At 74.8% G+C, this 16696-nt stretch carries 13 protein-coding genes and 1 riboswitch; of the genes, 10 read left to right on the forward strand and 3 right to left on the reverse strand.

Going from position 1 to position 16696, the window contains the following annotated elements:
• Nucleotides 1-130: 130 nt before the first annotated feature.
• Nucleotides 131-248, forward strand: a riboswitch (SAM riboswitch).
• Between the two features lie 158 nt (nt 249-406).
• Nucleotides 407-1858, forward strand: a complete 1452-nt coding sequence (locus BLR33_RS12790) for an aminotransferase class V-fold PLP-dependent enzyme (protein WP_093784513.1) — start codon at nt 407-409, stop codon at nt 1856-1858.
• Between the two features lie 41 nt (nt 1859-1899).
• On the opposite strand, the gene BLR33_RS12795 is transcribed toward BLR33_RS12790, so the two are convergent.
• Together BLR33_RS12795 and BLR33_RS12800 are read right to left on the reverse strand one after the other, a co-directional pair.
• On the reverse strand, nt 1900-2181 hold the full coding sequence (locus BLR33_RS12795; RefSeq protein ID WP_093784514.1) for an Lrp/AsnC ligand binding domain-containing protein: 282 nt from the start codon (nt 2179-2181) through the stop codon (nt 1900-1902).
• Nucleotides 2178-2957 (reverse strand): rhomboid family intramembrane serine protease, encoded by a 780-nt coding sequence (locus tag BLR33_RS12800; RefSeq protein ID WP_093784515.1) that lies wholly within the window; start codon nt 2955-2957, stop codon nt 2178-2180. Before BLR33_RS12800 ends, BLR33_RS12795 begins: the two co-directional genes overlap by 4 nt.
• A 416-nt stretch (nt 2958-3373) precedes the next feature.
• Between BLR33_RS12800 and BLR33_RS12805 the strand changes: the two genes are divergently transcribed.
• The 6 genes from BLR33_RS12805 to BLR33_RS12830 all read left to right on the forward strand — a co-directional run bounded on the left by BLR33_RS12805 (nt 3374) and on the right by BLR33_RS12830 (nt 11906).
• Nucleotides 3374-4783, forward strand: coding sequence for an NYN domain-containing protein (locus BLR33_RS12805; RefSeq protein WP_093784516.1), 1410 nt, complete (start codon nt 3374-3376; stop codon nt 4781-4783).
• 282 nt (nt 4784-5065) lie between these two features.
• On the forward strand, nt 5066-6097 hold the full coding sequence (locus BLR33_RS12810) for a C40 family peptidase (protein ID WP_093784517.1): 1032 nt from the start codon (nt 5066-5068) through the stop codon (nt 6095-6097).
• Between the two features lie 202 nt (nt 6098-6299).
• Nucleotides 6300-7343, forward strand: a complete 1044-nt coding sequence (locus BLR33_RS12815) for a C40 family peptidase (RefSeq protein ID WP_093784518.1) — start codon at nt 6300-6302, stop codon at nt 7341-7343.
• A 241-nt stretch (nt 7344-7584) separates the two neighbouring features.
• Nucleotides 7585-8850 (forward strand): hypothetical protein, encoded by a 1266-nt coding sequence (locus BLR33_RS12820; RefSeq protein ID WP_093784788.1) that lies wholly within the window; start codon nt 7585-7587, stop codon nt 8848-8850.
• The gene (locus tag BLR33_RS12825; protein ID WP_176930247.1) at nt 8847-10442 is read left to right on the forward strand and encodes a M48 family metalloprotease; all 1596 of its coding nucleotides are present in this window, start codon (nt 8847-8849) and stop codon (nt 10440-10442) included. The genes BLR33_RS12820 and BLR33_RS12825 overlap by 4 nt, the downstream gene beginning before the upstream one ends.
• A gap of 333 nt (nt 10443-10775) precedes the next feature.
• The gene (locus BLR33_RS12830; RefSeq protein WP_093784519.1) at nt 10776-11906 is read left to right on the forward strand and encodes a glycosyltransferase family 4 protein; all 1131 of its coding nucleotides are present in this window, start codon (nt 10776-10778) and stop codon (nt 11904-11906) included.
• Nucleotides 11907-12058: 152 nt separating this feature from the next.
• On the opposite strand, the gene BLR33_RS12835 is transcribed toward BLR33_RS12830, so the two are convergent.
• Nucleotides 12059-13855, reverse strand: a complete 1797-nt coding sequence (locus BLR33_RS12835; protein WP_093784520.1) for an AMP-dependent synthetase/ligase — start codon at nt 13853-13855, stop codon at nt 12059-12061.
• Nucleotides 13856-13995: 140 nt separating this feature from the next.
• On the opposite strand from BLR33_RS12835, the gene BLR33_RS12840 reads away from it, so the two are divergent.
• From BLR33_RS12840 to BLR33_RS12850, 3 genes are all read left to right on the forward strand, one after another.
• Nucleotides 13996-14757, forward strand: coding sequence for a metallophosphoesterase family protein (locus tag BLR33_RS12840; protein ID WP_093784521.1), 762 nt, complete (start codon nt 13996-13998; stop codon nt 14755-14757).
• Nucleotides 14758-14863: 106 nt separating this feature from the next.
• Nucleotides 14864-15346, forward strand: a complete 483-nt coding sequence (locus BLR33_RS12845; protein ID WP_093784522.1) for an SRPBCC family protein — start codon at nt 14864-14866, stop codon at nt 15344-15346.
• Nucleotide 15347: 1 nt separating this feature from the next.
• Nucleotides 15348-16682 (forward strand): ArsA family ATPase, encoded by a 1335-nt coding sequence (locus BLR33_RS12850; protein ID WP_245771372.1) that lies wholly within the window; start codon nt 15348-15350, stop codon nt 16680-16682.
• Nucleotides 16683-16696 lie beyond the last annotated feature (14 nt).

The raw sequence follows: 16696 nt of genomic DNA on the forward strand, positions 1-16696 counted from the left end.
ACCGGCGCCCCTTCGCCCGGAAGTCCCCCGTGCCCGCCTCATGCCGCGGGCACCGTCCGGGCGCACGGTCCCGTCCATTGGGCGGACGGCACCTTGCGCCCGGGCCGCTGTATGGCACAATTTCTGTTCAGGTCACGAGTGACAGCGTCAAGGCCCCGGCTCGCTGTCCGGCAACCCTCCGTCCGAGGCGGGGTGCCCCGGGTGATGACCAGGCTGTGAAGCAGCAAGGCTCACAGCAAGCCGGACTTGGGGAGTTCTCCATGAGCAAGCGAATGCTTTAGGGCCTGTCGGCCCCGGTCTCTGCCACCCGCAATTCCGCACCGATCACCATCTTCCGCGCCACCCGGGCAGCGCCACCGCGCTGCCGGTGAGTGGTGCTTTCGCCTGCCTGCCACCGGAGTTCGTCATGACTGTGACCACGCCTGCCACCGACCGTGTGATCCGCACTCCCCGCGTCCCCGTCGTCTCGTCCCTCGCCACAGCCACCACCGCGGCCGCTGCCCCTGCCAGTGCCCCCGCCGCTGTTCCCGCCGCCGTCGCGCCCTCCGAGCCGGACCCCTCCTGTGCTTCGGCCCCGGCGCCGCTGGCCGTGCTCGGCCGGGACGTGCGGGTGCCGCTGGCCACCGGCGGTGAGGCCGGCTACGTCCCGCTGGACTACGCCGCCAGCGCCCCCGCCCTGCAGCGCGTCTGGGACGACGTCGCCGCGTACGCGCCCTACTACGGCAGTGTCCACCGCGGCGCCGGCTATCTCTCGCAGCTGTCCACCGACCTGTTCGAGCAGAGCCGCGAGACCGTCGCCCGCTTCCTCGGCTGCCGCCCCGGTGACGAGGTGCTCTTCACCCGCTCCACCACCGACTCGCTCAACCTGCTGGCCGCCGCCCTGCCCGCCGGCACCCGCGTCTTCGTCTTCGAGACCGAGCACCACGCGGCCCTGCTGCCCTGGGAGCGGGCCGAGGACGGCGAGGTCGTCTACCTCCCCGCCCCGCACACCCCCGAGCAGGCCGTCGCCCTCCTCGACACCGCGCTGCACGGCGCTCCCAAGGGTCCCAAGCTGGTCTGCGTGACCGGCGCGTCGAACGTCACCGGGGAGATCTGGCCGGTGCGGCAGCTGGCCGCCGCCGCGCACCGGCACGGCGCCCGCATCGTGCTGGACGCCGCCCAACTCGCCCCCCACCGCCCGGTGGACATCACCGCCCTGGACGTGGACTGGGTCGCCTTCTCCGGCCACAAGCTCTACGCGCCCTTCGGTGCCGGAGTGCTGGCCGGCCGCGCCGACTGGCTGGACGAGGCCCGGCCCTACCTCGCGGGCGGCGGCGCCACCCGGACGGTCGCCCGCGCGGGCGAGCAGGTCGAGGTGGAGTGGCACCGCGGCACCGCCCGCCACGAAGCCGGCTCGCCGAACGTCGTGGGCGCCTACGCCATCGCCTCGGCGTGCAAGGCGCTCACCGAGGCGGGCTTCGCTTCCCTTGTCACCCGGGAGCGTGAACTTCTCGCCCGGCTGCGGGACGGGCTCGCGGCGATCCCCGGGGTGCGGGTGCTCTCGCTCTTCGGCGAGGCGTCCGAGCGGGTCGGGGTGCTCTCCTTCGTGGTCGCCGGCCACGACTCCTCGCAGCTGGCCACCGACCTGTCGGCCCTGCATGGGATCGGCGTGCGCTCCGGGCTCTTCTGCGCCCATCCGCTGGTGCGCACCCTGCTCGGCAGCGAGCCGGACGCCTTCGGCGAGTGCGGGGCGCCGGACGCGGTCCCCGGCGAGCGCTCGCTCGACGCGATCCGGGTGAGCTTCGGCGCGGGCACTCCCGGCGAGCACGTGGAGCGGTTCCTCGCCGCCCTGGCGTCCCTGGTGACGGCGGGGTCCTGACGGCGTCCTGACCGCATCGGGACGGCCGAGGGCGCCCGTTCCTAGGAGTCGAGGCCGATGGCGAAGGCGGCTTCCAGGTCGTGCTGGGAGTAGGTGCGGAAGGCCACGTGGGTGTCGGTGGCGGCCACGCCGGGGATCTTGGAGATCCGGCCCGGGATGATGTCCGCGAGGTCGTCGTGCCGGGCCACCCGCACCAGCGCCACCAGGTCGTATCCGCCGGTCACCGAGTAGACCTCGCTCACGTGGTCGAGCGCTGCGATGGCCTCCGCGATCTCGGGGATCTGGTCCACAGACGTCTTGATGAGCACGATCGCGGTGATCACGGCTGCATGTCTCCTTGGGTGGTCCCGATGACGACGCTCACCTTACGCCGTGGCCGGTAGCAGACCCACGCGCACAGGAAGCCGAAGGCGAAACCGACCACGTGGGCGAGGTAGGCCACCCCGGGCCCGCCGTGCGCGGTCTGCGCGGCCAGCCACTGCAGCACGAACCAGAAGCCGAGCACCACCCAGGCGGGAAAGCGCAGCGGCACGAAGAACAGGAACGGGAAGACGCTGGTCACCCGGGCCTTCGGATAGAGGTAGAGGTAGGCACCGAGCGCGCCGGAGATCGCGCCCGAGGCGCCGACGAGGCTCTGGGTGTCGTCGCTGTGGGCGAGCGCGAAGCCGTAGGTCGCCAGGTAGCCGGCGACCAGGTAGAAGAGGGCGAAGCGCACCCGGCCCATGCGGTTCTCCACGTTGTCGCCGAAGACGTAGAGGAAGAGCATGTTGCCGGTCAGGTGCAGCCAGCCGCCGTGCAGGAACATCGAGGTGAGCACGGACAGGAAGGGCACCTTGGCGAACGGCCGCGGCGGCGGGCAGCCCGGCGGCAGAGCGAGCGCGGAGACCGGCAGCCGGCCGTGGAACAGCTCGGTGGGGATCACGCCCCAGCGGTCGAAGTACACCGCCTGGGTGCACTGCAGGTGGTGGCCGCCGCCGTAAGAGGTGGTGAAGCCGGACAGCGGGCCCAGCAGGAACACCACGGTGCACACGGCGATCAGCGTGTACGTCACGACGGGCCGGCGGCGGACGGGGTTCTTGTCGTACACCGGGATGACCATGGACCGATCATGACGGAACGGGTGCAATGCGCACGGATCGCCTCGCCGCGGCACGCAGCGTGTCCGAGGCCGTAGGGTGACCGGAGCGCAAAAGGCCCCCGGAGTGGGTAGGGGGGCGGCAGGACGCACCGGGACGGCCGGACCGGCTCGAACTGGTGGACCGCGTCCGCGCGGACGTGGCGGCGGTTCCGCACCGGCTCGCGCCCGGGGCGGGGACAATGGAAGAAGAGCGAAGAAGACCGAAGCAGAGCACGGAAGCAGTACGGACGAAGCAGCGAAGCAGTACCGAAGAAGCACGGCGGCGGCCGGAGGGATCGTAAGGGGGCCGGGAGGGCGCCGAGAAACCCGACAGGGAGTGACTGGTGGACGGTAACGGCGGCCGACCGAGCCCCGAGGAGAGCGGGCCTGGCACCGCCATGCCGGAACACACGCCCCCCGCGCCCGAGAGCGAGGAGACCGGGCGCTCGGCCGTCACCCCCGAAGGGGCCCGCCCGTCCGGGGGTGAGGAGCCGGCGCTGGACCGTCCGCTGCCCGAAGGGGTGCGGCACCGGGTGGTCGCCGTCGCCGCCGACGCCTTCGGCGGGTTCACCTTCGCCGAACTGCCCGTCTCGCTGCGCCCCTATGCCCGTTTCACGCCCACCCGGCGGGTGAAGTACGCCGCGACCGCGCTCGCCGCCGCCCTGGAGTCCGACACCGCGTTCCGGCAGAAGGTGGCCGGGCGGCTGCGCGAGGCGCAGCCGGAGCTCACCGAGGCCCTGGACGCGGGCAGTCCGCCGCCGGCCGCCGACCCGCTGGACGTCGCCGCGGCCGCGTACCTGCTGCGCCCGCCGGGCTGGGCCAAGCTCGTGGCCACCGCCGGCGAGGAGGCGCAGCGGGCCGACGCCGAGCGGGCCGACGAGGAGGCCGCGCGCGAACTGGCCCGGCTCCGCGAGGAAGTGGCCGCCCTGCACGCGCAGTCCCGGACCGAAGCCGCCCGCGCCCGCGCCGAGTTGGAGTCCGTGCGCAAGGAGGGCGACGCGCTGCACCGCAAGCTGCGGGCGGCGCACAGCGACATCAAGCGCGCGGAGGCTGCCCGCCGCAAACTCCAGGTGGAACTGGAGGAGTTCCGGGCGGCCGCCGCGCACGACCGGGCCGCGATCGAGAGCGAGATGCGCCGGCTGCGCACCCGCCTCGCCGAGGCCGAGGGCGCGGTGGAGGCGAACCGCAAGGCCGCCCGCGAGGGCCGCAGCGTGGAGGACGTACGGCTGCGGCTGCTGCTGGACACCGTACTGGACGCCGCCTCGGGCCTGCGCCGGGAGTTGGCGCTGCCGCCGCGCGACACCATGCCGGTGCGCCCGGCCGACACCGTGGACGCGGTGGCGCCCGGCCAGATGAGCGCCCGCGACATCGCGGCCCGCGCGCTGTCGGCCACCGACCCCGCGCTGCTCGACCAGTTGCTCGCGCTGCCCCAGGCCCACCTGGTCGTCGACGGCTACAACGTGACCAAGACCGGTTATCCCGCGATGCCGCTGGACAAGCAGCGGCTGCGGCTGCTGGGCGGCCTGGCCGCGCTGGCCGCGCAGAGCGGCGCGGAGGTGACGTGCGTCTTCGACGGGGCCGACCTGGACATGCCGGTGCTGCTCGCGCCGCCGCGCGGGGTGCGGGTGCTGTTTTCCAAGTCGGGTGAAACCGCGGACGAGTTGATCCGCCGGCTGGTGCGGGCCGAGCCGCCGGGCCGCCCGGTGGTGGTGGTCTCCGCCGACCGCGAGGTTGCCGACGGCGTGGCGAAGGCCGGCGCCCGCCCGGTGGCCTCCACCCTGCTGCTCAACCGACTGGCAAGGGTGTGACGGGAGTTGGATCGGTCACACCGCGGTGCCGCCGCCCCGGCGGCCGTTCACGAGCGCACCAGCGCGGACACACGGTCGTAGCGCCCTCACCGCGCGTACGGGGCTCGTAAAGAATGTGCGAAGCGGTCGAGATTTTGCCTACAAGGATTTGAACCGATCACAGTCCGGTCACTAGGGTCTGGCTTCGTACCTCCGCGCAGTCGATCATCCAACCCGGATGGCGCTCGGAGGCCGCCCGCCAGCTGAACCGGTAGGCGGCTGAGGAAGAAGGAGACCGCCTTCGTGGCGTCCCACCGTCGTCCCAAGCCGGCAAGCCGCACGCGCGTGACCGTGCTCACCGCGACCGCCGCAGCAGCGGTCGCCCTGTCCGCCCAGGCGGCCAACGCCGCCCCCGCCAAGGAGTCCGTCAAGGACGCCAAGGCGAAGGTGGACGCCCTGTACGAGCAGGCGGAGCAGGCCACCCAGAAGTACGACGCGGCCAACGAGAAGCTGTCCTCGCTCCAGAAGGACGCCTCCAGCCTCCAGGACCAGGTGGCGCGGCAGCAGGAGCACCTGAACAAGCTGCGGGACGGCATCGGCGCGATCGCGGCCTCCCAGTACCGCGACGGTGGCATCGACCCCTCGCTCCAGCTGTTCCTGTCCTCCAACCCGGACAGCTACCTCGACCAGGCCACGTCCCTGGACCAGTTGAGCTCCCTGCAGGCAGGCTCGCTCACCCAGCTCGAGGACGCCAAGCGCACCCTCGACCAGGAGCGGGCCGAGGCCGCCAGCAAGCTCGCCGAGGTGCAGAGCACCCGCACCGAGCTGGCCAAGCGCAAGGCGGAGACGAAGAAGAAGCTCGCCGACGCGCAGACGATCCTCAACGGCCTGACCGCCGCCCAGCGCCAGCAGATGCAGGAGCAGGAGCAGCAGGCCGCGAACCGGGCCAGCTCCCGGGTGGACCTCGGCAACGCGAAGGCGGCGAGCGCCCGCGCCCAGGCCGCCTTCGACGCCGCCAAGACCAGGATCGGCGACCCGTACGTCTACGGCGCCACCGGCCCCAGCTCCTTCGACTGCTCGGGCCTGACCTCCTGGGCCTACAGCCAGGCCGGCGTCTCCATACCCCGGACCTCCGAGGAGCAGGCCAACGCCGGCACCCGCATCTACAGCGCCTCGCAGCTGGAGGTGGGCGACCTGGTGATCTTCTACAGCGACGCCCACCACGTCGGCCTCTACGCCGGCAACGGCATGGTGCTGCACGCCCCCAAGCCCGGCGCGTACGTGCGCTACGAGTCGATGAGCGACATGCCCTTCGAGTTCGGCGTGCGCATCTGACGCGAATTCCTTCCGGCGGGGCGCACGTCCGTGACCCGCGCGAGGGATCTACCACGGCCCGCGAGGTACGGCGTACGGGTGATGAACACCCTGCCGAGCCCGCGGGCCGAGGCGTGTGACCTGGGCCGGAGCCGCCCGCCCGCGGTGTGTTGACCGCCCGGTCTTTGAACTCTGCGCCACCGCATGGCTACTGTCTGCTGCCGTGGCTTCCCATCGACGTACTCCGCAGCCGGGCCTGGCCGCCCGCACCACCCGGGTCACCGTCCTGTCCGCGGCGGCCGCCGCGACGGCCGCGCTCTCCGGTGGCGCCGCGCAGTTCGCCGCCGCCGCCCCGGCCGCGGGCGGCGACCCCGCGACCCGGCTGGACCAGCTGTACCAGCAGGCGGAGCAGGCCACCCAGGCGTACGACGCGGCCCAGGAGGAGGCGGGGCGGCTGCGCGCGGAGGTGGCCGACCTCCAGGACCGGGCGGCGGTGGGCCAGCAGCAGGTCAACTCGCTGCGCACGCAGGTCGGCAGGCTCGCCGCGGCCCAGTACCGCGACGGCGCCGTGGACCCCACGCTCGCGCTGCTGCTCTCCGGGCACCCCGACCGGTACCTGGCCGACGCGGGCCAGTGGGACCGCCTCGACGCCCGGCAGGACGCGCGGCTGGGCCAACTCCGCGAAGCCGAGCGGACCCTGGAGCAGCAGCGCACCCAGGCCGCGACCCAACTGGCCGCCCTGCGGCGGACCACCACGCTGCTCGGCCAGCGCAAGCGCGCGGTGCGGCGGGCGCTGGCGGCCGCGCAGAACCTGCTGCTCGCCCTGCCGCCCGGCCAGCGGGCGGCCCTGCGCCCCGACGACTACCTGCGGGCCTCCCGGGACGGCTCCCTGCCGCCCATCGCCGACCTGCCCGCCCCCTCCGAGCGCGCCGCCCTGGCCATCGCCGCCGCCCGCCGCGTCCTGGGCGCCCCCTACGTGTGGGGCGCCGCCGGGCCGTCCTCCTTCGACTGCTCGGGCCTGATGCAGTACGCCTACGGCCGGGCGGGGGTGTCCCTGCCGCGCACCTCGCAGGAGCAGATGAACGCCGGCCGGCGGGTCCCGCTGTCCGAGATCCGCCCGGGCGACCTGGTCATCTACCGCTCGGACGCCAGCCACGTCGCGATGTACGTCGGCGGCGGCCAGGTCATCCACGCCCCCTACCCGGGCGCCCGCGTCCGCTACGACCCGGTGGGCATGATGCCGATCACCGCCGTGACGAGACCCTGAACGCCGCTGCAAGCCTTGTGGCGGCGAGGGGGTGCCCTGAGCCGCCGGCCCTTGTGGTGAGTTCGGCCGGGGCGGCTGCCGCACGCGGCCGTGAGTCGCCTGCGCGGGGAGAGCGTCCCCTGGGGTACCCCGGCAGTCGTCTGCGCGGGTGGAGCGCGTCCCCGGGGCGCCCGCCGGGACGCGCGTGCGCCTCGTCACCCGGCGCGCGGGTTCGCGGCGGCGGGACCGTACGATCGGGCGCATGGCCACGGCGAGAAGACGGGCGGGACGGCGGCGCTGGGCGGTCACGGCGGCGGCCCTGCTCGCTTTCGCGCTGGCCGCCCCCGGTCTCGCCGGCTGCTCCACCAGCACGCGGGAGGGCGCGAGCGCCGCCCTCGACACCGCCGTACGGCAGGTGCTCGACCGGCACGCCGCCGCCGTGCTGCACCGCGACCGCATGGCCTTCCTCGCGGGCATCGACCCCGCCGCCACCCGCTACCGCAGCCGCCAGACGCAGGTGTTCGCCAACCTCGCGCAGGTCCCGCTCGCCTCGTGGTCCTACACGCTGGTGCGGACCGGGGCGTTCGCCCTGCCGCCCACCGCCGACGGCACCCGCCGCACCGCCGCCGAGGTCCGCCTCGACTACCGCCTGGCCGGTTACGACGACCGGCCCGTGGTCTCCACCGCCTACCTCACGCTCAGCCGGCACGGCGGCCGCTGGCTGCTGTCCGGGGACGACGACGGGGCGGAGGGCGGCCACCGCACCGACGTCCAGCTGTGGGACCAGGGCCGGGTGGGGGCCGTACGCGGCGCGCACAGCCTCGTCCTCGGGCTCGGCCCGCTCGCCACGCTGCGCGGGTACGCCCGCGACGCCGATCTCGCCGTGCCCGAGGTGCGGCACGCCTGGGGCTCGGGGTGGCCGGGCAAGGTCGTGGTCGAGGCGCCCGCCTCCCTGGACCAGATGGCCGCGCTGCTCGGCGCCGCGCCCTCGCTGTACCGGGGCATCGCCGCCGTCACCACCGGCGAGGGCGGCGGGAACGCGGCCGCGCCCGCGGACCGGGTGATCCTCAACCCGGCGGCCTTCGGCGAGCTGTCGGCCTTCGGGCGGCAGGTCGTGCTCACCCACGAGACCACGCACGTGGCCACGCGGCTGTCGACCACCGCGCACACCCCGCTGTGGCTCTCCGAGGGCATCGCGGACTGGGTGGCCTACCGCGACGCCGGCCGCACCCCGCCGGAGATCGCCCCCGAACTGGCCGCCGACGTCCGCGCCGGCCGCGTGCCGGCCGCGCTCCCCACCCGGGCGGACTTCGCCCCCACCGCGGGCGGTCTGGCCCAGGCGTACGAGGGCGGCTGGCTCGCCTGCCGCATGATCGCCGACGAGTGGTCGCCCGGCACGCTCACCGCGTTCTACCGGGCGGTGGCCGGGGGCGGCACCCTGGACTCCCACCTGCGCGCCTCGGTGGGCCTGTCCCTGCCCGCCTTCACCGCCCGCTGGCGCGCCTACGTGAAGCAGGAGCTGCGATGACGAACGGCCCCGAGAACGGTGCGGACCGCTCCGCCGGGGAGGGCGGCGGCGAGAGCACGGGTCCGTCCGCGGAGCCGCCGCGGGAACGGGCGCCGGGCGGCGCCCGCGAGGTGCCGGACGGCCCTGCTCCGGCCAAGAAGGGCACGGGGGACGGGAGTTCGGCGGGGGAGCCGCCGCGCGAGAAGGCCCAGGAAGCGCCTGAGGGTGCCCAGGACGGCCCGGAGGGCGGTGCCGGTGGTCCCGGCGGTGAGGGGGCTCCGGGCGGCGGTGCGGCGGCCAATGAGGGCGCGGGGAAGGGAAGTTGGGCGGGGGAGCAGCCGGAGGCGGGCGCCGGGACTTCCGGCGGGGGTGCGCCGGGCGAGGCCGCGGCGGGCAACGGGCGTGCCGGGAAGGGCGGTTCGGTGGGGGAGTCGCCGTACGGAGACGCGGGCGGTGGTCATTCGGGCGGGGGCGAGGGTGAACTGCGTGGCGACGGCGGGGACTTCACCGACGCGGAGGTGGCGCGGGGGCGGGCGTTGCGGCGGCTCACCGTTCCGGTCGCGCTGGGCGGCGCCGCCGTCTCGCTCGCGCTGAACCTCGCGCTCGGACTGACGCACGGCGGGGCCGCGCTCGTGGGCGGCTTCGGGTCGGCGTGGGCGCTGCGGGTGCTGGGGGCCGCGGTGACGCTGGTGGGGATCGGCGAGGTCGCCGGGCTGCCGGCAGCCGCGCGCGGCCGGGTGGTGCGGGCCAGGTTCGGGCTCGTGACGCAGGGCTGGGGCGGCTGGGCGGTGGACCGGCTGCGCGGGCTGCTGATCTCGCTGCCGCTGGCCGTGGGCGTCCTGTACGCGCTCTACGCCCTGGCCGGCGTGACCCGTTGGTGGTGGGCGTGGGCCGCGGCGGGCGCCGCCGTGCTCGCCGTCCTGCTCTCCTTCCTCGCCCCGCTGCTGCTCGAACCGCTCTTCAACCGCTTCACGCCGATGGCGCCGGGGCCGTTGCGCGAGGCGCTGCTCGCCTTGGCGGCACGGGACGGCGTCGCGGTCCGCGAGGTCCTGGTCGCCGACGCCTCGCGCCGCACCACCGCGCTGAACGCGTACGTCTCCGGTATCGGCCGCACCCGCCGGATCGTCGTCTACGACACGCTGCTCACCACCGCCGAGCCGCGCGAGGTCGAGCTGGTGGTGGCCCACGAACTCGGCCACGTGGTGCACCGCGACGTGGCCCGTGGCACTGCGCTGGGCGCTGTCGGCGCGGCCGCCGGCGTGTGCGTGCTGGCAGCGGTCGTCACCTGGCAGCCGCTGCTCGACGCCGCCGGGGTCGCGCACTTCGCGGACCCGCGCTCCGCCTGGCTGCTGGCCGCGGCTGCGAGCCTCGGCGGCACCCTGGCCGGCCCGCTGAGCGCCGCCCTCAGCCGTCGCATCGAGCGCCGCGCCGACCGGCACGCCCTCGACCTGACGGCGGCGCCGTCCGCGTTCGCAGCGATGCAGCGCCGCCTCACGGCGGCCAACGTCGGCGACCCCGCGCCTCCTCGCCCGGTCCACCTCCTCCTGGGCACCCACCCGACCCCGGCCGAACGCATCGCAGCCGCCCGCGCCTGGCACCCCGCCGACACGTAGGCCGAGGGCGCCGTGCGTGAGGCCCGTGGGGGAAGCGGGCCCGGCCTCGGCGCGGTTCGGGCCTTGCCGGGTACCGGACGGCGCCCACTGGACGCAGCCGCCCGAGGTGGCCTCCGGCGGTCGGCGGAGCCGTGGGGCTCTCGGGGCCTGCCCGGACGCCCGAGGGCCAGCTCCTGCCGGGTTCCCGCGCGCCCGGCGGGAGCGCGTCGCGGCTGCCCGGCAGGCATCCACCCCCTCGGCCCGCGCGGGGCGGGCGGGGCGCTCTTCGGGCAGGGCGGGCCCCGGTGGGAGCCTGCGCGGTGGGGTGGATGGGGGCGGGTACTGTCGGGGGCGATGGAGAAGACGCTGATCGTCACCAATGACTTTCCGCCGCGGCCCGGCGGCATCCAGTCGTTCGTGCACAACATGGCGCTGCGGATGGACCCCGGGAAGGTCGTCGTCTACGCCTCCACGTGGCGGGACGGCTCGGAGGTCGCCCGGTTCGACGCCGAGCAGCCGTTCGAGGTGGTCAGGGACCGCACGACGATGATGGTGCCCACGCCGCGGGTGCGGCGGCGGGCCGCCGAGTTGCTGCGGGCGCACGGGTGCACATCGGTGTGGTTCGGGGCCGCCGCGCCGCTCGGGCTCATGGGGCCCGACCTGCGCAGGGCGGGCGCCCTGCGGCTGGTGGGGACCACCCACGGGCACGAGGCGGCCTGGGCCCAACTGCCGGGCAGCCGCATCCTGTTGCGCCGGATCGGCGAGGGCACCGACACGCTCACCTACCTCGGCGAGTACACCAGGTCCCGGATCGCGGCCGCGCTCACCCCGCAGGCGGCCGGCCGGATGGTGCACCTGCCGCCCGGGGTCGACGAGAAGAGCTTCCACCCCGGCTCGGGCGGCGCGGTGGTGCGGGCCCGGCTGGGGTTCACCGACCGGCCGGTGGTGGTGTGCGTGTCGCGGCTGGTCAAGCGCAAGGGGCAGGACACGCTGATCCTCGCGCTGCCGCGGGTGCTGCGGGAGTTCCCCGACGCGGTGCTGCTGATCGTGGGCGGTGGGCCCTACCGGCAGGAGCTGCAGAACCTCGCGGAGCGCACCGGGGTCTCGCAGGCCGTGCACTTCACCGGCCCCGTGCCGTGGAGCGAACTGCCGGCGCACTACGGGGCGGGCGACGTCTTCGCGATGCCGTGCCGCACCCGGCGCGGCGGGCTCGACGTCGAAGGGCTCGGCATCGTCTACCTGGAGGCGTCGGCGACCGGCCTGCCCGTCGTCGCCGGCGACTCCGGCGGCGCGCCCGACGCGGTGCTGGACGGCGAGACGGGCTGGGTCGTCCCCGGCGGGGACCCGGCCGCGGCCGCCGACCGCATCCTGGGCCTGCTGCGCGACCCCGGTCTGCGCACGGCGATGGGGGAGCGCGGCCGCCGCTGGGTGGAGGAGTCCTGGCGCTGGGACCACCTGGCCGGGCGGCTGAAGTCCCTGCTGTAACGGGGCGGTTGGCGGACCGCACGAGAGCGCCGGCACGCGGAGGAGCCACCGGGCACGGCCGTTGCGCGGCTGAGGTGCCGGCCGGCGTGCGACGACGCGGTCGGGGCAGCACGCCAGGACCCGGCGAACGGGCGGGAGTTGCCGGACACGCCCTACCGGGCGTAGAGCGACTCGATCTGCGCCGCGAAGTCCTTGGCCACCACACCCCGCCGCAGCTTCATCGACGGCGTCATGTGCCCGGACTCCTCGGTGAACTGCCCGGGCAGCACAAGGAATTTGCGTACCGACTCCGCCTGCGAGACCGCCGCGTTGCCCTGGTCCACCGCGTGCTGCACCTCGGCCAGCAGCTCCGGGTCGGCCGCCAACTCCGCCGTGCTGTGCCCGGACTTGCCGTGCTGCTCGGCCCACCGCGGCAGGAACTCCTCGTCCAGCGTGATCAGCGCGGCCACGAACGGGCGGCCCTCGCCGACCACCATGCACTCCGCGACCAGCGCGTCCGCCCGGATGCGGTCCTCGATCACGGCCGGCGCCACGTTCTTGCCGCCCGCGGTGACGATGATCTCCTTCTTGCGGCCGGTGATCGTCAGATAGCCGTCGTTGTCCAGCGTGCCCAGGTCCCCGGTGTGGAACCAGCCGTCGGAGACGGCCTCCGCGGTGGCCGGCTCGTTGTTCCAGTAGCCGGTGAACAGGTGCTCGCCGTGGAGCAGCACCTCGCCGTCGTCGTCGATCCGGACCGTGGAGCCGGGCAGCGGCTGGCCCACGGTGCCGATCTTCGTCCGGTCCCAGGGGTTGAACGCGGTGGCCGCGCAGGACTCGGTGAGGCCGTAGCCCTCCAGGACGGTGAAGCCGATGCCCCGGTAGAAGTGGCCCAGCCGCTCGCCGAGCGGGGCGCCGCCGGAGATCGCGTGGGTGGCCCGGCCGCCCAGCACCGCGCGCAGCTTGGAGTAGACCAGCCGGTCGAAGACCCGGTGGGCCAGCCGCAGCCGCAGCGGCGGGCCGCCCGGGGCGTCCAGCGCCTTGCTGTAGGCGATGGCGGTGGCCGCCGCCCGGTCGAAGATCCGGCCCTTGCCGCCCGCCTCGGCGGTGGCCCGCGCGGAGTTGTAGACCTTCTCGAAGACCCGCGGCACTCCCAGGATCAGGGTGGGGCGGAAGCCCTGCAGGTCGTCGGTGAGGTGCTTGATGTCGGGCACGTGGCCCAGCCGGATCGGCGCCATCACGCTCGCCACCTCCACCAGCCGCCCGAAGACGTGGGCGAGCGGCAGGAAGAGCAGCACCGAGGAGTCCCCGGTGCGGAACAGCGGGCCGAGCCGCTCCACCACGTTGCCGCACTCGGCGAAGAAGCTGCGGTGGCTGAGCACGCAGCCCTTGGGGCGGCCGGTGGTGCCCGAGGTGTAGACGATCGTGGCCGGGGCGTCGGCGCGGGCCGCGGTGGCCCGCTCGTCCAGCACCGCGTCGGAGATGTCGGTGCCGGCCGGGCCGAGCGCGTCCACCGCGCCGGTGTCGATCCGCCACACGTGCTTCAGTTGCGGCAGCCGCTCGCGCACCGACTCCACCGCGGCCTCGTGCGCGGCCGACTCCACGACCACCACGACCGCGCCGGAGTCGCCGAGGATCCACTCCACCTGCTCGGCCGAGGACGTCTCGTAGACGGGCACGGTCACCGCGCCCGCGTACCAGACGGCGAAGTCCAGCAGCGTCCACTCGTAGCGGGTCCTGGACATCAGCGCGACCCGGTCGCCGGGCTGCACGCCCGAGGCGATCAGGCCCTTGCCCGCGGCCCGCACCTCCAGCAGGAACTGCGCGGCGGTGACGTCCACCCACTGCCCTGCCGGGTCCTTGCGGCCGATGACCGCCGTGTCCGGGTGCTGTGCGGCGTTGCGGCGGACCAGGTCCGTCAGATTGCCGTCCGCGGGAACCTCGTACAGGGCCGGAAGGCTGAACTCACGCAAGGCTGCTGCTCCTCATCGGTGCCACGCCGCACCCGGAGGGTTGTGATGGACGGCCTGGACGTTACCCATCGGTAAAGCTCCGGCGATAGGGGGGCACTACAGATGTTTTCAGCATCACACACCGAGCATAGGGTGCAGGTATGCGGGTCCACGTGGTGAGCGACGTACACGGCGCGGCCGACGCGCTGGCCCGGGCCGGCGACGGGGCGGACGCCCTGGTCTGCCTCGGCGACCTGATCCTCTTCCTCGACTACGCCGACCACTCCCGCGGCATCTTCCCCGACCTGTTCGGCGTGGCCAACGCCGACCGCATGGTCGAGCTGCGCACCGCCCGCCGCTTCGCCGAGGCCCGCGCCCTGGACCGCGAGCTGTGGGCGGGCCTGGACCGCCGCGACGCCATCGAACGCGCGGTCCGCAAGCAGTACGCCGAACTGTTCGCCGCCTTCCCCACCCCGACGTACGCCACTTACGGCAATGTGGACATCCCCGGCCTGTGGCCGCAGTACGCGCGGCCGGGCACCACCGTGCTCGACGGCACCACCGCCGAGATCGGCGGCCGGGTCTTCGGCTTCGTCGGCGGCGGCCTGCCCACTCCCATGCACACCCCCTACGAGGTGGACGAGGAGGAGTACGCCGCCAAGGTCGCCGCCCTCGGCCCGGTCGACGTGCTCTGCTCGCACATCCCGCCCGCCCTGCCCGAGCTGTGCTACGACACCGTGGCCCGGCGCTTCGAGCGCGGCAGCACCGCCCTGCTGGCGGCGATCCGCAGCGTGCAGCCGAAGTACGCGCTCTTCGGCCACGTCCACCAGCCGCTGGTGGCCCGCACCCGGATCGGCCGGACCGAGTGCGTGAACGTCGGCCACTTCAACCACACCCGCACCCCGTGGGCGCTGCAGTGGTGACGGCGCTTCCGCCCCGGTGCCCTCCGGCGCGATAGCCTGCACCAGGGGCAGGCGTACCACCCGGCACCACATCCCAGCGACACCAGTCAGTCCGGAGGCCACGGCGATGGCGGAACACACGAGGTCGAGCATCACGATCGAGGCGGCCCCGGCCGACGTCATGGACGTCATCGCCGACTTCGGCCGCTACCCGGAGTGGACCGGTGAGGTCAAGGAGGCCGAGGTGCTGGCCACCGACGGCGACGGGCGGGCCGAGCAGGTGCGGCTGCTGCTGGACGCCGGCGCGATCAAGGACGACCACACGCTGGCGTACCGCTGGGTCGGTGCCCACGAGGTGCACTGGTCGCTGGTGAAGTCGCAGATGCTGCGCACGCTCGACGGCTCCTACGCGCTCGCCCCGCTGGACGGCGGCACCCGCACGGAGGTCACCTACCAGCTGACCGTCGACGTGAAGATCCCCATGCTCGGGATGATCAAGCGCAAGGCGGAGAAGGTGATCATCGACCGGGCGCTCGCGGGCCTGAAGAAGCGGGTGGAGTCCGGTGCCGGGGCGGCGGCCGGGGCCGCCGAGTCCGGCAAGTCGGTCTGAGGTGGCACCGGTCAGCACCCTGCTCGTCACCGGCGCCCCGGGCGCCGGCCGCACCACCGTCGCCGCGTCCTTCGCCGCCGCGGCGGCCGGCTACGGCGACCGCACACTGCTGCTCACCGCCGACCGTACGGGCGTGGACGCCCTCCTGCCGCCTTCCGGCTCGGGCGGGGTCACGGGCCTGCCGGGCCTGTCGGTCGCGGTCATCGACCCGGTCGCGGCCTTCCGCGAGGCCCTGCTGTCCGCGCAGGAACGGTCCACCACGCTGCTCACCCTCCTGGGCGCGGCCCCCCTCGACCCGGAAGAGGTCACCGAACTCCCGGGCGCCGAGGCCCTGGCCCTGCTGCGCTCCCTGCGCAGCACGCAGGTGCTGACGGGGACCGATGACGCGGGCCGGGACGGCGCCGCCGGTCCGGGCACGGGTGCGGACGGGCAGCGGGGCCGGCGCGGTGGCGTGGGTCGCGGCGCGTACGGCGACGCCGGTGCGTACGGTTCGGGACAGGGCCGCGGTGCGAGCGGCGGCCACGGGGCCGACGGCTGGGACCTCGTCGTGGTGGACCTGCCGCCCGTGCGGGAGGCGCTGCGACTGCTCGCGCTGCCCGAGCAACTGCGGCGCTACCTCGCGCGGTTGCTGCCCGCCGACCGGCAGGCCGCGCGGGCGCTGCGCCCGGTGCTCGCCCAACTCGCGGGTGTGCCGATGCCCGCGGAGTGGGCGTACGACGCCGCCGAGCGAGCCGACCGCGAACTGGCCGCCGTCCAGGCGGTGGTGGAGGACCCGGGTACGGCGGTCGCCGTCGTGGTCGAGCCCGGCGCACGGGCCGAGGAGGCGCTGCGCACCGCCCGTACGGGGCTCGCCCTGCACGGCCACCGGCTCGCCGCGGTCGTCGCGAACCGCCTGCTGCCGACCGGCTCGGCGGACCCCTTCCTCGCGGGGCTGTCCGGCAGCCAGCAGCAGCACCTCAAGGCGCTGGCCGCGGACTGCGCGGAGGACGGCGTCCCGCTCCTCGAACTGCCGCACCTGGGCCGCCCGCCGCAGACCCCGGCCGAACTCCCGCTGCCCGCACCGGAAGCGGCGCCCCGCACCGCCGAACCCTGGACGGTCACCGACCACTTGGCCGACGAGGGCCACTACCTCTGGACGCTCCCCCTCCCGGGCGCCGACCGCGAGGGCCTGGACCTGGTCCGCCGGGGCGACGAACTCGTCGTGGACGCCAACGGCTTCCGCCGCATCCTCCCCCTCCCCTCCGCCCTCCGCCGCTGCACCGTAGCCGGCGCGGCCCTCCGCAACGCCACCCTCCACGTCCGCTTCACCCCGGACCCCGCAGTGTGGCCCCAATAGCCCGGAGCCGGCCG

The sequence above is a fragment of the Actinacidiphila guanduensis genome, from assembly GCF_900103985.1.
GTDB classification, from domain to species: domain Bacteria; phylum Actinomycetota; class Actinomycetes; order Streptomycetales; family Streptomycetaceae; genus Actinacidiphila; species Actinacidiphila guanduensis.

What these genes read in the sequence shown, in the direction of transcription:
- BLR33_RS12830 (WP_093784519.1), top strand. Translation starts at nt 10,776, where the DNA reads ATGGAGAAGACGCTGATCGTCACCAATGACTTTCCGCCGCGGCCCGGC.
- BLR33_RS12845 (WP_093784522.1), top strand. Translation starts at nt 14,864, where the DNA reads ATGGCGGAACACACGAGGTCGAGCATCACGATCGAGGCGGCCCCGGCC.
- BLR33_RS12840 (WP_093784521.1), top strand. Translation starts at nt 13,996, where the DNA reads ATGCGGGTCCACGTGGTGAGCGACGTACACGGCGCGGCCGACGCGCTG.
- BLR33_RS12820 (WP_093784788.1), top strand. Translation starts at nt 7,585, where the DNA reads ATGGCCACGGCGAGAAGACGGGCGGGACGGCGGCGCTGGGCGGTCACG.
- BLR33_RS12800 (WP_093784515.1), bottom strand. Translation starts at nt 2,957, where the DNA reads ATGGTCATCCCGGTGTACGACAAGAACCCCGTCCGCCGCCGGCCCGTC.
- BLR33_RS12790 (WP_093784513.1), top strand. Translation starts at nt 407, where the DNA reads ATGACTGTGACCACGCCTGCCACCGACCGTGTGATCCGCACTCCCCGC.
- BLR33_RS12805 (WP_093784516.1), top strand. Translation starts at nt 3,374, where the DNA reads ATGCCGGAACACACGCCCCCCGCGCCCGAGAGCGAGGAGACCGGGCGC.
- BLR33_RS12825 (WP_176930247.1), top strand. Translation starts at nt 8,847, where the DNA reads ATGACGAACGGCCCCGAGAACGGTGCGGACCGCTCCGCCGGGGAGGGC.